This is a genomic window from Acidobacteriota bacterium (genome assembly GCA_038040445.1).
Classification (GTDB): Bacteria; Acidobacteriota; Blastocatellia; order UBA7656; family UBA7656; genus Onstottus_A; species Onstottus_A frigus.
The window spans coordinates 1-18,835 of record JBBPIG010000053.1 but is presented as its reverse complement, the minus strand read 5'-3'; the positions used below and the strand labels follow the sequence as shown (position 1 = coordinate 18,835).

Here is an 18,835-nt window from a genome sequence, read left to right as displayed (position 1 = left end):
TGCGACCAAGCTTTCCAATCAACTGTTCGCTCTGTCCGTCGCGCCCGAAGAATAGGTGGCTTTCGTCGAACTCGAATGGCCGCAACCCGGGAAAGGGATTGGTGCCCGTTCCGATCTCGGCGAACGTCTCGGTGGTTTCGGTACTCATAGCGATCCTCCTTTCGCTTTGCTGATCCGCGTGAGGAATGGCTCAAGAGAGGCGGGCTTGAATTCGCCGTAGTCCTTGATCACCAGAGCTTCGAGAGTCTTGAAGCGCTCCTTTGCTGGAAGCTTAGGCGCGCCGATGTAAACCGCTTTGCCGAGCAGTGGCGTTGTCCGGCCATAGCCCGGGAGCTTCAGCAGTTCGCGGAGCTTCATCCGCAGCCAGCCTTCACTTGCTCGACCCTGGAAAATCAGGACAGCGTCACAGAGCAGCAGATTCTCTTTGTGATCATGTAAGACTTCGCTCTCGTTCCCATCCAGCAGCGGCAGGGTTACTTCACAACCGCGCTCGAACAGATAATTCTGCAGCGGCTCAACCGTATCGACATCCTGCTGGTCGCAAATCAAATAGATGCGGGCTGCGCCAGCTTCTTCACTCGCGATGGTCGCAGGCTTCGGTTTCTGAGTGAGCTTCGTCTGAATAATCGTCTTCAGGTCTTCGAGTTTGACTTGGAGCAGTTCCGAACCGTTGTGAGTGGTGAAGCTGTTCTGCAAATCGGCGACGAACTTCTGCTGGCGTGCGTCTTTTGGTTGCAGGCCCGGCGGCAGCCAGATCAACCTTGAGAACTCGGCATCATCGCCGCGCTCAATCGCGAGCTCTTGTTGCAGGCGAATGACCGAGCGTTCCGCTTCCATCTCAGGAATGATGCCGTAATATTCGCCAACCAGGTGGACCGAGAGACGGCTGCGTTTCAGATATTCGCGAACGGCTTCTTGCATCGCGGGAGCCCTCAACGGAAGCTCTTTGTCCGGCAGTACCTGATGACCGCGCTGCTGTAACTCGCGTTTGATTTTGTCGCGTTGCTCACTCAGGTCGTAGGTTGTTTCGGCCAGGTAGATGACGGCTGCTCCTGCATCGACTGGCGCTTCTCCTGAATCAGGCGCTGCCGACGGCTCATCTTGGGAGCCGCGCAGCCTTTCAATTTGCTGTTTGATGTCCCAGGCCAGATCTTCCAGTTTTTCCCAGTACCTGGCGTCGCGGTTGGGATCGATCTCGGGGCTGAACTCACGGGCGCGTCCGGACATCTCGTCATACTCATAAAACTCGTAACCCAGCAAGCCTTGCACCTGGGGCGGGTGACCGTCGCGGGAAGTAAAGGTCTTGACCACCTTGAACACCCGCGATTTGCCGGCCACGGTCAGACCTCCCCGCAAAGCAGCGTGACGGCAAAACTCGTCAAGCTCTCTCAGACACCAATCGGACTTGAGGTAGCGCGGGGACAGGATGGAAACCAGGAGGGCGACCTTTGAAACCCTTTCCACCAATATCTCGGAAAACTCATCGTTGCCTTGCAGCTTTGGGTCGCGCCATATTTTCGCCGGCTCGCCGAGAAGCTGGGCCAAGCGTTTCCTCAATCTCTCATCAAGCAACTGCACCCAGCCTCGCTGGCCCTCGGCAAGAGGTTCATTGTCGATGTGAGCGTAGCTGATGAATATCTCGTCTTCGTATTTCATCCCTCTCTCCCCACGAGTCAAGGACTGGCGGCGTTCTTGGAAGCGGAGCTTGATGGGACCCGAGCGCCGAGTCCGACACGGAGTGAGACGATTCTAACCCTTCTCGATCAGATTGCAAGGGGTCGGCGGTGCCGTAACAGCAGCCACGCTACGCGTCTACCGAAAGATGACAAAGCATGTCTTGCGCTGAAGCTGAGGCAGAGACGATGTTGAACCCACGATTCGGGAGGTGGGACAATCGCCGCCCCAGGGACTGTTCAGTTGATCTAATATGCCGCGCCTTGAGACCGAACAAAGGAGAATCAAATATCCAGATTCTTCACATCCAGCGCGTTATCCTCTATGAACTTTCTCCGAGGCTCGACCGCGTCTCCCATCAACACCGTAAACATCAGGTCGGTCTCGACTGCGTCGTTCACCTGAACGTTCAGGATCGTTCTCGTCTCCGGGTTGAGCGTCGTCTGCCAGAGCTGCTCCGGGTTCATCTCGCCCAGCCCTTTGTAGCGTTGAATCGTCAAGCCGTTTTTGGCCGAGGTCATTATGTGCTCCAGCAGCGCCGGCCGTGAATCCACGATCGTGTGGTTGTCGTTTTCGGTGATCACAAACGGCGGGCGGCTCAGGTCTTGAAGCTCGCCGTAAAGCTGAACCGCTTTCGAGAATTCAACATGCGTCGCAAGCTCCCAGTCGATGATGATTCGGCCGTTGCCGCGCGACCGCGCAATCGCGATCGAGTACGTGCCGTGTTCCTCGTCTGCTTCGATCTCCGTTTCGTAGTTCGCTTCTTCGAGCGCCGCGGTCACTTTTTGGAGGAGCTTCTCTTTCTCGAAGACCTCGTGCAGCTTGACCGCTTGCTTGGTGGTCAGAAGGCCCTTCGGTCCGGCGAGAGCGTCGACCACCGTGTCAACGATCTTGCGATCGTGCAGGCGGCGCTCGAGCTTGTCCAGGTAGTTATCAAGCTCCGCCAGTTTCTCGAGCATCTTTCGCAACTCTGCGCCTTTGAACTGCGCGCCGGTAGCCTTCACGGTCACGGTGACGTTTTCCGTGGCCTTGCGCATCAGGTACTTTTGCATCTCCCTCTCGTCGTGGATGTATTGCTCGGTCTTGCCCTTCTTGATTTTGAACAGCGGCGGCTGCGCGATGTAGATGTGGCCGCGATCGATCAGCTCGGGCATCTGCCGATAGAAAAACGTCAGAAGAAGAGTTCGGATGTGCGAGCCGTCGACGTCCGCGTCGCACAGCAGGATGATGCGGTGATAGCGCAGCTTCGAGACGTCGAAGTCGTTAGTGCCGATGCCGGTGCCGAACGCGGTTATCATCGTGCGAATTTCCGAGTGCCCCAGCATCTTGTCGTAGCGGGCCTTCTCGACGTTTAGTATTTTGCCTTTGAGCGGCAAGATCGCCTGCGTTCGCCGGTCGCGTCCTTGCTTTGCCGAGCCGCCAGCGGAATCGCCCTCGACCAGAAATATCTCGCACAATGCGGGATCTTTCTCGGAGCAGTCGGCCAGTTTGCCGGGGAGTGAAGCGGAATCAAGCGCACCCTTGCGTCGAGTGAGATCTCGCGCCTTACGCGCGGCCTCGCGAGCGCGAGCCGCGTCGATGGCTTTGGCGATGATCTTACGCGCAACCGTAGGGTTCTCTTCGAAGTGGTGTCCAAGGCCCTCGTTGATGAACGCTTCGACCTGGCCCTTCACATCCGAGTTCAGCTTGCCCTTGGTCTGACCCTCGAACTGCGGTTGAGGCAGCTTTACGCTGATCACTGCGACGAGCCCTTCACGCACGTCCTCGGGTGCGAGCTTCTCATCGTCTTTCTTAAACAGGCCGGATGATTTCGCGTAGTTGTTTATGGTCCGCGTGAGCGCCGCGCGAAACCCGGTCAGGTGCGTGCCGCCGTCGACCGTGTTGATGTTGTTGGCGAACGAGTGGACGATCTCGTTGTAGCCATCGTTGTATTGAATTGCAACTTCAACGGCCAGTGGATCAGCGGCGGTCGCTTCCCTCTCGAGATGAATCGGTTGAGAATGGAGAACGGACTTGTTCTTGTTCAAGTGCCTTACGAACTCGGCGATTCCACCTTTGTAGAAGAACTCGTGAGACTTCTCGCTCCGCTCGTCGTTGATGCTGATCCGAACTCCCGAGTTCAGAAACGCCTTCTCACGCAGCCGTTGGGAAAGAGTGTCGAAGTTGAATTCGGTGACGTCGAAGATTTCCGTGTCCGGCTTGAAGGTGACCTTCGTGCCTCGTCTTCGAGTCTTGCCGGTCGGCTGAAGCCGGCCCTGTGGTATGCCTCGAATGTATTCCTGCTCGTAGGTCGTGCCGTCCCGCCATATTTCCAACCGCAACAATTCGGAAAGGAAGTTCACAACCGAGACGCCGACCCCGTGCAGACCGCCCGATACCTTGTAAGCGTTGGAGTCGAACTTGCCGCCGGCGTGAAGCTTGGTGAGAACAACCTCGGCGGCGGATATTTTCTCTTGCTTGTGAATATCGACCGGTATGCCGCGGCCATTGTCGATCACGGTGATTGAATTGTCGATGTGAATGAAGACTTCTACTCGATCGCAGTATCCGGCCAGCGCTTCGTCTATGGAATTATCAACGACCTCGTAGACCAGATGATGAAGGCCCAACTCGCTGGTCGAGCCGATGTACATCGCCGGCCGCTTTCGCACGGCCTCGCGACCTTCGAGAACCGTAATCGAAGCCGCGCCGTACTCTTGTTGATTTGTTGTCACTCTCCGCTCCTATGAAAATGTCCGACAAACTTCAGTTTGTCGTTGTTCCTCAATCCGAGAATCAAGCCAGCGACAAACTGAAGTTTGTCGGACTGTCGCTACCCGTTCGCGGCCGGCTCGAGACTATCCTCGCTCGATTCGACCTCATCTTGTCCCTGCTCAAACCTCGGTCCGCCCAGGATCCTGGCGCTCGAGGCGCTCTCGCTCACCGCCAGTCCTCGCTCCACGTAGTAGACCGAAGCGCGGTCGCGATAGCGATTTGCTATGGCCCTTCGCGACGTGCTGACGACGGTTTGAGTGCGCCCTTCAAGCTCCGAAAGCAGCGCCTCAATTCGTCCTCTGTCGAGCTCTGCATCGATATCATCGATCAGCAAAACGGGGCTTTCTTCGTAAACTGAATTGTAGATGGAAACCTGGGCTAAATCAAGCAAAAGTAAGGCACTTCGCTGCTGTCCCGCGCTCCCGTACCGGGCCACTTCTCGGCCGTCCGAGAGTATCTCGAGATCATCGCGATGAGGCCCTATCAGCGAGTGGCCGGCTGCAATTTCTGCGGTCAGTCTCAGGGCGAGACGTTCCCGAAAGAGGTCCGCGTAGCGGTCTAAATCACCTTTACCTTCGAGCTGCGATCGGTAGCGCACGTTGATACGTTCGGCTCCGAAGATTGCCCGCCCGTGATCGTTTTGATCAAGCACGTGATTCAACCGCTCGACATAGTTTGTGCGCTGGTCGTGAATCGAGGCGCCGAGTTCGACCAACTGCTCGTTCCACGCTTCGACCTGGCTGACGAATTGACCGGGGTTGTCGCTCTGGCTCGCCTCGCCGAGCAAACGGTTCTTCTGTTTCATTACCTGGTTGTAGCGCGACAGAGTATTCAGAAACCTCGGACTGCTGGTGACCGCTCCTCGATCAATGAACCGGCGGCGCTGACCCGGCTCGCCGCGGATGACGTCCATCTCTTCGAGAGAGAAGACGAACACAGCGAGATTGCCGAGATAACGCGCGAGTGACTCGCGCTTGCCGTTGACGAATAACTGTTTGGAATCCTCGGCGATGAGAAGTTGGATCTGTTTGGTTACCGAGCCCCGCAGCGTCTCTCCTCGCAGGAGAGCTTGCGGGTGGTTGAATGAAATGCACTCGCGAAGCTGGCTGGTTCGAAACGACTTGGTGTTGCCGAGGATATAGATCGCTTCAAGCCAGTTGGTCTTTCCCTGAGCGTTGTCGCCGTAGAAGATGTTGAGACCCGATCCGAGTTCCGCGAAGCCTTCGAGGTTGCGAAAACCTGAGGCTTCAATTCGGGTGAGCAGCATAATCGAATGTTAGCACAAAGCTTCGGCTGGCTTCATGCGGCTCGACCCTGCGGCTGGTTTTTTCATTTGATCGACGAGATAGAGATGAGTCGTATCCCGGATACCTGAGCGCTTCGGGTTATCCCCTGTCGATTAGTTGCCCTTTTGTTTGACCGCGAATACCTTACCGGCAATGATAATCGCCCCCTTGCGTCCGGACCTGCCCGCATTAGCTGCCACGCTGAAGGCCACGGTCCCATTGCCTATGCCTACACCTACTGACGTGATCGTTATCCAGGGTTCACTTGCAACTGCCTGCCACGCGCATCGCTGCTCTGCCATCACATTGATCGCACCTGTGCCTCCGGTTGCCGAGAACGATTTGGATTGCGGAGTGATCGCGTAGTTGATCAGCTCCTTTCCTGGTGATCCGTTTTGGCCATTGCCATTTGTTTTTGCCTTTGACGAACCTTCCTGAAACAGGATTGGGCCATCTGCGTTAGTTGCGCGCATGGCGCCCATCTATCACGGCGTCGTGGATAGATGGGCGGTTCTGCGCCTGGTGTCATTGCCCGCCGCGGGTCCCTTTCTGCACGGCGGGCAGCAGGACCCACATCGCGGTTCTGCCGTTGCTGCCAACGAGTTCCAACGAAGCGGGAAAACTGGCAGGCCAATCGGCGGAAATCCGATACCGTCCCAGAGTCTGCAGGCGGCCCGTGCCAGGTTCACCCGCAAGGTGCAGGTCGTCGCGGTTGATATCAATGGAGCGAAATTCACCTGTCGGGATGACCACTTCGGCGCTTTGCGCAATCATACGGCCGCCGCTATCGAAGACCTTCACGTGCCCGCGGAGTGGTTCGCGTTGTGCCCCTGAGATGGACGTTGGCGGGTTGAAGACACTGAAACGTAGCATCTGCCCAGGGACAATTCCGATCAGGTAGTCGGTCCCAAAGCCGGAGTTCGGCGCAGGCCCCACCGAAAACCAACTCTGTGGTTGGTTGGTGAAGCTAACGTTTGTTACTCCGGTGCTGCTGTCAACGATCTCCAACGAAGACGGGAGCAAGCCGGTCGCTTTTGCGTCACGAATAAACAAGTAAGGTTCTGCCGAACGCACCTCGATACGGACGCACATTTGCAGGCGGCCCGTGCGGGGTTCACCCGCAACGTGCAGGTCGCCGCGGTTGAAGTTAAAAGAGTGGAACTTCTCCTTAGGGATTCTCACCTCCGCGCTTTCCGCGATCACCGCGCCCTGCGTGTCGCAGAGGCGCACCCGCGCAAAGATCTCAACCGGGTGTTGTTCCCGCCCCTGCGACGCGATGAGATTGGCCTGAGTCACGCGCACCGTCTGTCCGGGCGCCAGTCTTAAAATCAGATATTCAAAGGTGACTCCTGGGGCTTGCCCTTGTCCGACTGCTTGCGTTTGCAGCAGGCACAGCGTGAGCAGCACGAGCGCTGCGGAGCTAGCAATCAGATTGAAACGAGTAAATATGCTTTTCACGGTTTTCTCTCCTTCCGGTTATTCGGGTCCGAAGATCAAGGACTAACAGACTCTCTGCCGCGATCAATTTTGATTCGGGGTGGCAAGCGCTCGGTGAAGCCACGCGCCCGCCGCCGTTTCGTTTTAATTGCTAGAGGCACCCGTTCCTGGTACAGGCTTCGCGCACTTTTCGCACGGCGGGGGGCAACACGCCGATGGCGCTGGGATTCGTTGTTGTCCGTCAGTTGCACGGCGAATTAATGCGGCAGTATTCGCGTACTTTTTGCACGGCGGGGAGTAACAAGCTGATGGCGCTGGGGTTGTTGTTATCTCTTAGTTCCAACGTGGCGGGGAACTGCGGTAGTGTGCCCTGTGCCCACATTTGCGCCAACTGCGCGGGTCTCAGCCGGACGCGGTAACGCAATTCCACCCGCACTGTCAGCCGCCCCGTGCCGGGGTCGCCAGGCGCTGAAATTAGATCGCGGTTGAAATCAACGGCGATGGTTTCTCCGGGCAGAAAGTTCACGCGCTGCGTCGCGCTGGACTCACCTTCCAACCCCTCGATCTTGAGGAAAAAATCTGTACCGGCTGCGGCGGTCGGCAGCTCCACGCCGAACACCCATTGATTCGCGACGTTCAACCGCAGGGTCTGCCCATAGGCCAGGCTGAGCGGAGTGAAGTGCAGATCAATGGCGAGTTCGTCGGCTCCATCCGCCGGGCGGTATTGCAGCGTCAGTCCCTGGCCCGTGTGATAGAGCACGCGCCCGTTGCAACCATCCACGACTTCCGCCGAGGCCGGCAAATCTTTGCCGAAACCGCCAGGGGCGGCAATCACCCATTCGGCCAGCAGCGTCAGCGGCCCGGTTTGCGGGACAGCCAGTTGGCGGCGGCTGACGCTTTCGGTGCGCATGCCGCCAATCGTGATGGTTTCGTTCCTGCCGATAAACAGGACGCGTCCGGTCAAGTCCCAGATCCGCGCGAAAGCGCGCACCGTCGCGGGCGTCGCGCCCCCCGGGGCCAAGTCAGCGCTGTAAGCCAGATGGAGGTTCAGCATCTCACTCTGGCTACAAGTGGAAGCGGCCTCAGGAAAACCGACCGTGAGAAAGATAGCGAACGTGTTGCTGCGGGTCGTGGAGTTTGTTTGAGCTTGCGCCAACCGTGGCGCGACCGCCAGCAGACACAGCGCGCTAATGAGGAAACAAACGAGGGTGCGAATGCGGTTGCTTGCGTTGATCATATCTTGCTCCTTTTGGTTTGGGCGCTGCCTTACAGCAACGCGTTTCTGCTCGCTCTCCGGCGCATTGGCGCTTGACGGTCAACGGCCAGTTCACCCGGCCTGCGGTGTTTGTCGTTGCAGCACGCGACCAACACGCGCAACAACGCCCAGCCCGGCTGACTTTTTTTCAAGTACTTTCCCGCGCCGCGTCACGGCTTCAGCGGGGGGTCACGACGATGCGCCCCTGCGCTTCCCAGGTCGCGTGCACATTGCAGCAGCCAATCGTCGTGTAAATCAGGCAATCTTGCGACGCGGCGGGGGTGATCATGACGACGATTGGGTTGCCCTGCTGCGTGAGCCCCCGCAGCAGGACTACCGGTACTATGCTGTCGCGAATGAATCTCACGCTACCGTCGCTAAGAACCGCATTCACTCCGCCTGGGTGACTGTCCGTTGGGATAAGCGTCAGAGAACCGATGGCCTCGCCGTCCGGAAAGACCCGTACCTCGCTCTGAAAACCGGCGTTGTAGCTGCCTCTGGGCGTGTGGACATCGACTGTTTGTGGGAGTGAGACGCTTTCGATCAAGATCCAATTAGTATGTTCCGCCGTGGCCGGCGGCGCGAAACTACCCCAACACAACAGCAGCGCCAGACAAAAGATTGTTTTTGGAAAATTGGTGAGCTTCATGTTCTGTCTCCTTTTGGTTGCCAAACTAAATCGATTGGCTCAAGAGCGTGCCCTGTCGCCGGCCACCTTAACAGCACAACGGCGTCATTGCCGGCCGGCCAGAATCGCGCGAGCCAAGCGCATTGCGTTGGCCGCCAGATGTTCTTACATTGATTAACGCGACAAATCGGAGTAGAAAATACAACCAGTCAACAAGAATGTTTTGGGACGGGAATAAAAGTTGACTCAACGCTAGCCAGTTCTTACCTCACGAACCGAGAAGTGTATGGAAGAGCCATTGCCACCTCAGAAGGTCGATGGATCACCCCCGCAGATCACCGAGCGGCTGATTGCCTGGAACAGCGGAGACGCGGCGGCCCTCGATGACGTGATTAGCGCCGTCTATCAGGAACTGCGCCGCATGGCCGACCGATACCTGCGTCTGGAGAACCCCGGTCACACTCTGCAACCCACCGCGCTTGTGCATGAAGCCTATTTCCGGTTGATCGATCAAACGCAGGTGAACTGGCAAAACCGCGCGCATTTCTTCGGCGTAGCCGCGCAGATGATGCGCCGCATTCTGGTCGATCACGCCAGGACCAAACAGCGCGACAAACGCGGCGGACCCGCCAGGAAGCTCTCGCTTGATGAGGTGTTGGACGTGTCGAAAGGGCGAGCGGCTGATCTCGTGGCGCTTGATGAGGCGCTCGAAAGCCTGACCGGTATTGATCCACGAAAGAGCCGGGTGGTTGAGTTGCGTTTCTTTGGCGGATTGAGCGTGGAGGAGACGGCCGAGGTGCTGGACGTGTCGCCGCAGACTGTGATGCGCGATTGGAAGCTGGCGAAGGCGTGGCTCTATCAGGAACTCAAGAGCGAAGCCCCATGATGACGTCTGAGCGTTGGCTAAAAATCGAAGAACTGTTTCACTCCGCTCTTGAGCGCGAGCCAGACGAGCACGCTTCATTTCTTGATGAAGCCTGTGCCGGCGATGCCGAGTTGAAGCGCGATGTCGGGGCATTGCTTGCATCGCTCGATGAAGCCGGCGACTTTATCGAACAAGCGCCGCTGGCCGGTGCAATTTCGTCAATCGTTGAGGAGTCCGGTGATGAGGCTGAACAGAGGGCCGCTGCCAGTCGATCGCTAATCGGACGCCGGATCGGCCACTATGAAATTCAATCCTTGATCGGCGCTGGCGGCATGGGTGAGGTTTATCTCGCGTATGACCTGATGCTCGACCGCCGGATTGCAGTCAAGATCCTGCCCCCTCAGTTTACCGAGGATGACGTACAGGTGCAGCGCTTTGAGCGGGAGGCTCGCGCTGCCTCCGCGCTCAATCATCCCAATATCATTACCATTCACGAGGTCGGGCGGGCTGAGGATGTGCATTTTATTGCTACTGAATTTGTGGCCGGGCTCACCCTGAGGAAGAAGATTGCAGACCGGAATATGTCCCTGAAGGAAGCGGTGGGCATCGCCCTTCAAATCGCGGATGCTCTGACCGCGGCACACGCGGCTGGCATAGTGCATCGCGACATTAAGCCGGAGAATGTGATGATACGGCCCGACGGGCTTGTGAAAGTCCTGGACTTCGGACTGGCCAAGCCCGTTGAGCGGGAGATCGCCGGCGCTTATCTATCAACATCGGCCGTCAGCATGCGGACAGATCCTGACGTACTCATGGGCACGGTAGCTTACCTGTCGCCGGAGCAGGTACGCCGGGAGAGCGTCGACCAGCGCACGGACATCTTCAGTCTGGGTGTGGTGCTTTATGAAATGATCATCGGTGTGCGGCCTTTTACCGGCGACAGCGCAGCCGTGATCTTCGACGCCATTCTTCGGGACGATCCGGCGATCACGCGCACGGATCTTCCACAGGCGCTGAAATGCGTCATCGGCCGCGCGTTGGAAAAGGATCGCGCGGCGCGCTACCAAAGTGCGGACGTGATCCGGGATGATCTCCAACAAGTCATCCGCGACGCGAATGAACCCCGGCAGAGTTCGCCTTCACGACGCCGGACGCGAGCAGCTCTGGGCCTGAGCGCTGTTGTGATTCTGTCCGCGCTGGCCGCAACCGCGATGCTTCATAAAACCGGCAGCTCGGAGGTCCCGTCGTTCCTACCCGGTCCGGTCAAAAGGATCACCGATATACCTGGTGAGGAGTTATTTCCCAGCCTCTCACCGGACGGGCAGACCATCGTCTACGCAAGCCGGACCTCGGGTAACTGGGATATTTACCTGAAAAGGATCGATGAGCCTAAGGCCGTGAACCTGACCGGCGGCGACCTGCACGTCGACCTTGAGCCAGCTCTTTCGCCGGACGGGACGCGAATAGCTTTTCGTTCGTCGCGAGAAGGCATGGGTATCTTCCTGATGGACATAGAGGGCAAGAATCTGGAGAGGTTGACCCCCGACGGGCATAACCCGGCCTGGTCGCCAGACGGCCGGGAAATCGTTTTTGCCGAAGATAGAGTGTTTGATTACGAAGGGCGCAACCGCAATCCGAGCCGTTTGTTTGCCGCTAATGTGCAAACGGGTGAGCGGCGCCAGATCACCGATAGTGATGCTGTGCAGCCGGACTGGTCGGCGAACGGACACCGGATCGCGTACTGGGGTGTTCACAAAGGAGGGCAGAAAGACATCTGGACGGTTCCATCCTCAGGTGGCGAACCGGTCCCAGTAACCGACGATGAGGCGGTCGACTGGAACCCCGTATGGTCGCGTGACAGCAAGTATCTTTACTTTCTTAGCAATCGCGGCGGCAGCATGAACTTGTGGCGCGCCCCGATCGATGAGTTATCCGGCAAAGTTAGTGGCGCGCTCGAACCGGCCACACTGCCGTCGGCCCACAGCCAGCACCTGAGGTTTTCCGCTGACGGGCGCAGTCTCGTGTACGTTGAGATGAACCGGCGGGAACACGCCTGGGAGGTCGGCTTCGATCCCGTCGCGGGAAGAGTCATCGGCCAGCCGACACAGATCACCCACGGCTCAAGACGTTATGCCAATGCCGAAGTCTCGCCGGATGAAAAGTCGGTGGTCTTTTCTTCCGTAGGCGAAGCGCAGGAAGATCTTTTCATCTTCAATCGCAATGATGGTGAGCTAAAACAACTGACCAACGACTCAGCGCTGGAACGTACCCTTCACTGGTCGCCGGACGGCCGCCGGATCGCCGTCCAGTCTGACCGCAGCGGTAAGTACGAAATCTGGGCGGTGAACGAGGATGGCACCGGCCTAGCTCAACTGACTGACGTGCCGACCGAAGGTGTGTTCTGCCCTGTGTGGTCCCCTGACGGGCAAAGGCTGTTGTACAAGGTGCGCAATGTCGGTTCATTCATCATCAATCTCGACAAGCCGCCCTCCGCAAGTGAGCCGTTGCCGGGGCGGCAACTCACCGGTTTCTTACCCTGGTCCTGGTCCCCTGACGGAAAGTTTGTGGCCGGTTGGCGGTTGGACCCGGAACCGCCCGACAACCACGTGGTGATTTATTCCTTTGCCGACCAACGCTATGTAGAGTTGGCCGAGCGCGGAGTAAACCCGATTTGGCTCAATGACAGCAGGCGACTGATCTTCGTCAGTGACGCCCTGTATCTGCACGACAAAGAGACCCGGCAATCACGGCTCCTTCACTCCGGAGGGACGAGTAGCTTTGGGGCTATCTCGCTTTCGCGGGATAACCGCCGCCTTTATTACAGTCTCCGCTCCAGTGAAGCGGACATTAATCTGATCTCACTGAATTGACGGCCCGCGAACGGTAGTGGGTCAGGTTGAGTTCAGAGTACAAGCTTCAGCTTGCTGTTCGGCCGCGGGGGAGTGTCAGAGGCAAGCAGAGTTCAGAGTACAAGCTTCAGCTTGCTGTTTGGCCGCGGGGGAATGTCAGAGGCAAGCTGAGTTCAGAGTACAAGCTTCAGCTTGCTATTTGGTCGCGGGAATGTCAGAGGCAAGCTGAAGCTTGTACTCTGAACCTCAACCTGTCCCACTACCACTCACCCTGCGAACGGTTTGTTTGACAATAGATCCCGCCTGATATAGTTTTGCTCCGCGTAAGGGAGAAGAAGAGCGTGGAACAGCGAATCAGAATAGAAATCAAGGGCAAAGACGATTTCTGGGGACGCGCGTTCCACGTCGAGTGGGAGTATCAGTTCCCTGATCGAAAGCTGACTTCCGATAGCGCGGGGAACTTCCTCGCGCAGAGTGAATGGCTGGACGATCTGGAACAAGTCGCCACCCAAACTTTTTGCAAGGTCGTACCAGCGCCTGAAAACCCGCTGCGCAGACAATGGATGAATTCTCTGATCGCCCGGCTCGGCGGCTCATAAACCGAACAACGAATTTTGGAGACTTCACGATGGCAGACGAAAAAGAACAAGTGACTCGGCGCGACGCCCTCAAGACCATTGGCGTTGGCGTCTCGGTGATTGCGAGCTTGCCTGTGCTGGGTGGCAGCGCGGGTGCTCAGGATCCGGCGGCACACGATCACTCGAATCACAGTGCTCAGGCTGCGGCGCCTGCGAAGGCTCAACCCCTGAAGTTCTTTACAGAAGAAGAGAATAAGACCGTCATCGAAATGTCTGAGCGCATAATACCGGCCGACGACCACTCCCCCGGAGCCAAAGCCGCGGGAGTCAGCGGCTACATCGATCTGATCGTCAGCGAGTCAACCGATGTCACCAAACAAACCTGGCGCGAAGGACTGTCGGCGATCAACAAGATGAGCCGCGACAGATTCGGCAAGCCTTTCACGGAGGCGGGCGCGGATCAACAGATCGACTTGCTCAAAGAGATCAGTAAGAACGAGAGGTCGCCACAAACGGTCGAGGAGAAGTTTTTCCGGACGATCAAGTATGCGACGGTGGATGGCTACTACACTTCAGAGATCGGCATACACAAGGAGCTGCACTACAAAGGCAACGCGTACTTGAAGGAGTTCACCGGCTGCACCCACCCCGAACATCAACAATGACTCCCTGAGTACAAACCCGCGAGCGCGAGATTCGCGGCCTTAAGATCCAAAGCGTTCAAGCGGACCAGCAGCTTTATCGCCAGCAACAGACCCTGACAACCCCGCAGCAGATGGGGTTCTTCATCAGGTAGCTGCACGCCGGTGAGGATCAGTTCCGGCTCGTGAATAACTTGCAAAAAAGCTCTTGCGTAATCCGTCTATCTAGATAGGGCCATATTGGGAAGAGGTGGAGCTTCGATGCGGGAGCTTAGATTTCGAGTAACGGGTCTCAGCGAAGACGGCGCACGAAAGAGGAGAAGAAGCGATCGACGGCCAGCCCGGGCAAAGGGGGCAGTCTGGGCGTTGGTTGGGTTGGCGGCTCTCTACGTGCTTGGCGTCGGTAAGTTCACCGGTCGCGTTGAGATCATCTCGCCACCCAGCGGAACTACGACGCTGGAGGCTCAGATTCTGGTTTCGGGAAGGGTGGCCGACACTGACGCCGACACTGTTACGCTCAACGTGAACGGATCATCGCAAACATTGCCGGCTCCCGGCGGCTTGTTTGCCGTTCAAGTCTCCCTGGTGCCGGGCGAAAACATCATCAGTGCCTCGGCCGACGGTTATACCTCGCCCCCGATAAAGATAATCCGAAGCTTAAGGCCAGTCGTCACCATAAGCTCGCCATCCAGGAATACCGCTACAACCCAAAATCCAATCGAGGTGAACGGGGTCGTAGAAAACAGGGGCGACCGCGCGGTCACGCTCGAGGTGAATGGAACCACTCAGCCTGTGGTGGTGATGGGCGAGCGGTTTTCCGCCACGCTGCCGCTCGAGGTTGGACGGAACATCATACGGGCGCTGGTACCCGACGCATTGCCTGCCGAAGTTGTGGTATCGCTGGAGACGGATATTGCAATTACATCCCCACCCGACGGGTCCACCATTGAGCAGGAGACCGTTAGTGTGACGGGGACAGTAGCCAATTCCAATGCGGCGGCAATCACCCTCAAGCTCAACGAATCGCGTCAAACGATAGCCGTGCGTAACGGTGTCTTCGCTTCCAACGTAGTTCTCCGCGTTGGTGCAAACAGAATACAGGCATTGCTCGGCGACAAGTCGTCTAATGAGATAGTAGTCAATCGAACGTTGCCGCCGGTGATCATCACCCTCACCTCACCGCAGAGCGGCTCCACACAAGACTCGGCCGCATCAGTTCGCGGAACGATTCAGAACACGCGCAGCAATAGAATCACAGTGAGGGTTAACGATTCGGAGCGCGTTGTGCCGGTGACGGGCAGCAGCTTTACCGCGAACGTCGACCTCGCGATCGGCAAAAACGTCATTCGAGCTTTGCAGGGCGACTTCGTGTCGTATGAAGTGGTGGTTAATCGAGAGCCGCCGCCGGCGGTGGCCATCCAAATCACGTCGCCACAAAGCGGCGCAACTCGAAGCTCATTCGTAAGAGTGACGGGCACGATCACGTACCAACAGGGCCAGACGGTTACCCTCACGGTTAACGGTTCCGCGCGCACTCTGCCAATATCGAACGGCGGTTTTACTGCGAACGTCGGGCTCGCATTCGGGGACAATCACATTCGAGCTTCGCAGGGCAACGCTGTGTCGAATGAAGTAGTGGTTAAGCGGATCACAACTCTCATCGAAATCACTTCGCCGCAAAGCGGCGGAACTCGAAGCTCATCCGTAAGAGTGACGGGCACGATCACGAACTCACAGGGCCAGACGGTTACGCTCACGGTTAACGGTTCCGCGCACACTCTGCCAATATCAAACGACGGCGGTTTTGCTTCGGACGTGAAACTCGATGTTGGCGCCAATCGCATTCGAGCTTTGCAGGGTGAAGCCGTCTCGAACGAGGTGACACTGCGCAGGCTTCCGCCGCGTCCGTCGATTCAGATCATCTCCCCGCGAAGCGGCCAAACCAAGGACAGCGCCGTAACGGTGATTGGGAGAGTTGAAAATGCGCCGGGCGACACGATAACGCTTACTGTCAATGGCGCTCCGCACAGCGTGAAGGTGATTGACGGCAGCTTCACAGCACAGATTAAGCTGATTCCCGGCGAGAATCTGATCGAGGCCTCGGTCGCGGGCGCGTCGGATCAGATAACGCTGGTGCGACCAAAGGTCGACCCTCCGAAGGTCAGGATCATCATCGACTCTCCGAAGGATGGGGAGATAACAGGGCGTCGCGTTCTAGCCGTAGAGGGTAGGGTAGAGAACGTTGGGCCAGAGTCAATCACGCTGACCGTCAACGGAAAGGCCTTTCAGGTTCAAACGACGCCGGGAACGTTTCAGTCGAAAGTCACGCTCTTACCTGGTAAGAACTCGATTCGGGCCTCGCTCGGCAATGTATCCGATGAGGTCACGGTCACGCTGCAGGTCAAGAATCCGCCGGACAAACCGCCGGATGAACCCGCGGACGCATGTAGCAAGATTAGCTGCGACTGCAAGAACTTGAAGGCGACGCTGAGTATTACCGGAACCGCGTCGGCAGGTTCCGTCTCCAGTAACAGCCAACCTTCACCGTTCTCTGCTTCAGGCACCGGCAGCCAATCTAAACGCCCGCCTCAAGATCGGCAAGCGCAGTGTCGCGAAGCCGAGTACGGTTTGAAAAAGAACTGCGGAGTGACTGGTAAGGTCGAGGGATTCTGTCCGCCGAATGCTTCGGGCCCGAACGCCTGGCCTAAACCGAAGGAAAAGAAGCAGGCTGGAGTTGGTGTGTTCAAAAAAGTGTTTGCGAAAGAGAAACAAGAAGGAGTCAAAAAACCATGAAGATCGATGGAGTAACTGCGGTCGCCCTGGTGTTCCTCGCGTCGTTCGCCATTGACAGGATTGTGACTGCGATCTTGTTCCTGGCTTCGTTAGCGCGAGTTGTTCCCGATCCGGCTCAGCACGGGCCCGGTCCCGAGAGAGCGCGCGCCGAGAGGTTGCATAAGCTGGTTTATTTTGTTCTGGCTGGCATGCTCAGCGTCGTGGTGCTGGCGTTAGGCAACATCCGGATACTCCGGGTTATGGGCGTGCCTGACGCCAACCCGCTGGTGGACGCGTTCCTCACCGGATTGCTGTTGATGGGTGGCGCCGAGCGGCTCTCAGGGTTCTTACAGCCCGCGGGCGAATCGAGCACTGAGAATCCTGAGCCAAAACCGATCCAGGTAACCGGCACGCTAACCATCGAAGACGCATCTGGCAAACTTAAGGCCGGCGGCTGAAGGCGCGTCCTTAACGCGAGTCTTCCAGCTTTTGACCGCCAATCTCGAGATCGCGAGGTTCGGAGGCTCGCCGAGGTTTCACAAGCGACCACAGCTTCGCGATGACGCCATGCGAAGCGTAGACAGTCGCGAGTATCAGCAAGACGTACCGCGAATAAAACCAGATCAACATCACCACCAGCGCCAGCCCGATTATCAAGATCCTGGGATTGCGGTTGCCGACGCCGATATTCTTCAAGCTCGAATAACGCAACGTTGAGATCATCAGAAAAGCCAGACACACCACCAACACCAGCAGCGCGGTCGAGTATGTGTGCGGGCCTATTGTGAGCGACCACAAGTGGGTCTCTCCAACAAAGCCGAGGGGTCTCGGTAAGAAGTGGGTAATCGAAGCGATCATCGTCGCGCCAACCGGTATCGGCATTCCCACGAAAGCCTTCTTGTCCACCTTGGGGTTCTTAGGCGGGAGGTTTGTATGTGGACGACGAGCCTGCACGTTGAACCGCGCCAGCCTGAGCGCGCCGCAGATTACGAACAGGAACGATGCCGCCCAACCGACGTTGTGCAGGTCTGGCACTTCGCCGTATCCCCATGCGAATGCGAGCACCGCCGGCGCGATGCCGAATGAAACCACGTCGGCGATTGAATCAAGCTCGAGGCCGAACTCGGATGTAGCGTTGGTCATCCGCGCAACCCGGCCGTCAAGCAGATCGAACAAAGCGGCGAAACCGATCGTGATAGCAGCGCGGTCGAAGTGCTCGGTGGCTGCGGCGATTGCGGCGGGACCCAGGTGCTCGGAACCGTTGCTCAGCCCTACCAGCGCAAGAAATCTGGCCCCGGCGAGGGATTCCATTACGGAGTAGAAGCCACAGAAGATGTTGGCGGTCGTGAGCAGGCTCGGGATTACGAACACGCCTTTGCGAAACCGCTGCCGCAAGCGGCGATTCTGAACGGCATCCTGATGCCTGTCCGGCATTGTGTCGGGTGGCCTGGTGACCATCGCCTCCTCCTGTGACCGAGCTTAGCTGAAATTCATGCACGATAGTACGACGATGCGCACCGCTAGTCCACTGGACCGGGTAAAGCATAGAACCGGCGAAAAGCCACGCCTCCTCTGAATCTACTGTTCAAGCCGCGAACCGGACCTAGTCTTCAAAAAATCTTCAAACAACTAGCGCCAACGGCTTACGCCCAAGGCGCGCCCTACACCGGAAACGACTTCGTTTACGATCAGCTTTGGAGCGAACCGCGCAACCTGGCCGGCTCGCCTCACAATCGAGCGATTGAGCCAACCGCGCTTGGCAATGTTCAACCCGAAGGTAGTAACTTCGACCTCGCCATTCCGCTGGTAGGTGCGCAGGGTAGAGGTCTGGCTGCCAACCTTACGCTGTACAGTAACTCTCGTGTGTGGGGCAGGCACGGGAATGCAGTCACCTTCGATCCAGTCGCAAGCTGGCCCACGCCGGGTTTCTCGCTTGGGTTCGGACGCATCGTCCCTTACCAACACCACGCAATACGACGGCTGGGGCCGGGTGATTTTTACTGTGGCGCCCAACAGCGCGCAGGTGAACACGGCCTATGATGCGATGAGCCGGGTCATCAGCCGGACGAATCCGTTTCAATCGGGAGGCACGGCCG

General features: G+C 57.6%; 16 protein-coding genes. 7 read left to right on the top strand and 9 right to left on the bottom strand.

Annotated elements, in window-relative coordinates:
• Positions 1-144 precede the first annotated feature (144 nt).
• From AABO57_28275 to AABO57_28245, 7 genes are all read right to left on the bottom strand, one after another.
• Positions 145-1,656: a hypothetical protein gene (locus tag AABO57_28275; protein ID MEK6289631.1), complete on the bottom strand. Its 1,512-nt coding sequence runs from the start codon at positions 1,654-1,656 to the stop codon at positions 145-147.
• Positions 1,657-1,958: 302 nt separating this feature from the next.
• Positions 1,959-4,388, bottom strand: coding sequence for a DNA topoisomerase (ATP-hydrolyzing) subunit B (gene gyrB, locus AABO57_28270; protein MEK6289630.1), 2,430 nt, complete (start codon positions 4,386-4,388; stop codon positions 1,959-1,961).
• 98 nt (positions 4,389-4,486) lie between these two features.
• On the bottom strand, positions 4,487-5,695 hold the full coding sequence (recF, locus tag AABO57_28265) for a DNA replication and repair protein RecF (protein ID MEK6289629.1): 1,209 nt from the start codon (positions 5,693-5,695) through the stop codon (positions 4,487-4,489).
• 132 nt (positions 5,696-5,827) lie between these two features.
• A complete protein-coding gene (locus AABO57_28260) occupies positions 5,828-6,187 on the bottom strand; it encodes a BACON domain-containing protein (protein MEK6289628.1) in 360 nt (119 codons plus the stop codon).
• Between the two features lie 52 nt (positions 6,188-6,239).
• The gene (locus AABO57_28255) at positions 6,240-7,121 is read right to left on the bottom strand and encodes a hypothetical protein (protein ID MEK6289627.1); all 882 of its coding nucleotides are present in this window, start codon (positions 7,119-7,121) and stop codon (positions 6,240-6,242) included.
• Between the two features lie 271 nt (positions 7,122-7,392).
• Positions 7,393-8,388: a hypothetical protein gene (locus AABO57_28250; GenBank protein ID MEK6289626.1), complete on the bottom strand. Its 996-nt coding sequence runs from the start codon at positions 8,386-8,388 to the stop codon at positions 7,393-7,395.
• Positions 8,389-8,584: 196 nt separating this feature from the next.
• Complete coding sequence (locus tag AABO57_28245; GenBank protein MEK6289625.1) at positions 8,585-9,055, bottom strand: H-X9-DG-CTERM domain-containing protein; 471 nt, start codon at positions 9,053-9,055, stop codon at positions 8,585-8,587.
• A gap of 265 nt (positions 9,056-9,320) precedes the next feature.
• Here AABO57_28245 and AABO57_28240 point away from each other — a divergent pair, with 265 nt between their 5' ends.
• From AABO57_28240 to AABO57_28225, 4 genes are all read left to right on the top strand, one after another.
• Entirely contained in the window at positions 9,321-9,920 is a 600-nt protein-coding gene (locus AABO57_28240) for a sigma-70 family RNA polymerase sigma factor (protein ID MEK6289624.1), read from the top strand.
• A gap of 131 nt (positions 9,921-10,051) precedes the next feature.
• Positions 10,052-12,769 carry a protein kinase gene (locus tag AABO57_28235; GenBank protein ID MEK6289623.1) on the top strand — a complete coding sequence of 906 codons (2,718 nt, stop codon included), beginning with the start codon at positions 10,052-10,054 and terminating at the stop codon, positions 12,767-12,769.
• Positions 12,770-13,089: 320 nt separating this feature from the next.
• On the top strand, positions 13,090-13,347 hold the full coding sequence (locus AABO57_28230; GenBank protein ID MEK6289622.1) for a hypothetical protein: 258 nt from the start codon (positions 13,090-13,092) through the stop codon (positions 13,345-13,347).
• Positions 13,348-13,376: 29 nt separating this feature from the next.
• Complete coding sequence (locus AABO57_28225) at positions 13,377-13,991, top strand: gluconate 2-dehydrogenase subunit 3 family protein (GenBank protein MEK6289621.1); 615 nt, start codon at positions 13,377-13,379, stop codon at positions 13,989-13,991.
• Here AABO57_28225 and AABO57_28220 read toward each other — a convergent pair.
• Positions 13,982-14,167, bottom strand: coding sequence for a hypothetical protein (locus AABO57_28220; GenBank protein MEK6289620.1), 186 nt, complete (start codon positions 14,165-14,167; stop codon positions 13,982-13,984). The two genes, AABO57_28225 and AABO57_28220, sit on opposite strands and share 10 nt — an antisense overlap.
• Before the next feature lie 61 nt (positions 14,168-14,228).
• Between AABO57_28220 and AABO57_28215 the strand changes: the two genes are divergently transcribed.
• Both AABO57_28215 and AABO57_28210 read left to right on the top strand, forming a co-directional pair.
• Complete coding sequence (locus AABO57_28215) at positions 14,229-16,760, top strand: hypothetical protein (GenBank protein ID MEK6289619.1); 2,532 nt, start codon at positions 14,229-14,231, stop codon at positions 16,758-16,760.
• Positions 16,757-17,197, top strand: coding sequence for a hypothetical protein (locus AABO57_28210; protein MEK6289618.1), 441 nt, complete (start codon positions 16,757-16,759; stop codon positions 17,195-17,197). The genes AABO57_28215 and AABO57_28210 overlap by 4 nt, the downstream gene beginning before the upstream one ends.
• A gap of 10 nt (positions 17,198-17,207) precedes the next feature.
• On the opposite strand, the gene pssA is transcribed toward AABO57_28210, so the two are convergent.
• Positions 17,208-18,197, bottom strand: a complete 990-nt coding sequence (gene pssA / locus AABO57_28205) for a CDP-diacylglycerol--serine O-phosphatidyltransferase (GenBank protein ID MEK6289617.1) — start codon at positions 18,195-18,197, stop codon at positions 17,208-17,210.
• Positions 18,198-18,621: 424 nt separating this feature from the next.
• Here pssA and AABO57_28200 point away from each other — a divergent pair.
• Positions 18,622-18,835: hypothetical protein (locus AABO57_28200; GenBank protein ID MEK6289616.1), on the top strand; the 214-nt coding region annotated here is incomplete at its 3' end.

Coding starts and splice junctions, on each gene's coding strand:
- AABO57_28275 (MEK6289631.1), bottom strand. CDS start 1,656: ATGAAATACGAAGACGAGATATTCATCAGCTACGCTCACATCGACAAT.
- recF (MEK6289629.1), bottom strand. CDS start 5,695: ATGCTGCTCACCCGAATTGAAGCCTCAGGTTTTCGCAACCTCGAAGGC.
- AABO57_28260 (MEK6289628.1), bottom strand. CDS start 6,187: ATGCGCGCAACTAACGCAGATGGCCCAATCCTGTTTCAGGAAGGTTCG.
- AABO57_28250 (MEK6289626.1), bottom strand. CDS start 8,388: ATGATCAACGCAAGCAACCGCATTCGCACCCTCGTTTGTTTCCTCATT.
- AABO57_28245 (MEK6289625.1), bottom strand. CDS start 9,055: ATGAAGCTCACCAATTTTCCAAAAACAATCTTTTGTCTGGCGCTGCTG.
- AABO57_28240 (MEK6289624.1), top strand. CDS start 9,321: ATGGAAGAGCCATTGCCACCTCAGAAGGTCGATGGATCACCCCCGCAG.
- AABO57_28225 (MEK6289621.1), top strand. CDS start 13,377: ATGGCAGACGAAAAAGAACAAGTGACTCGGCGCGACGCCCTCAAGACC.
- AABO57_28215 (MEK6289619.1), top strand. CDS start 14,229: ATGCGGGAGCTTAGATTTCGAGTAACGGGTCTCAGCGAAGACGGCGCA.
- AABO57_28210 (MEK6289618.1), top strand. CDS start 16,757: ATGAAGATCGATGGAGTAACTGCGGTCGCCCTGGTGTTCCTCGCGTCG.
- pssA (MEK6289617.1), bottom strand. CDS start 18,197: ATGGTCACCAGGCCACCCGACACAATGCCGGACAGGCATCAGGATGCC.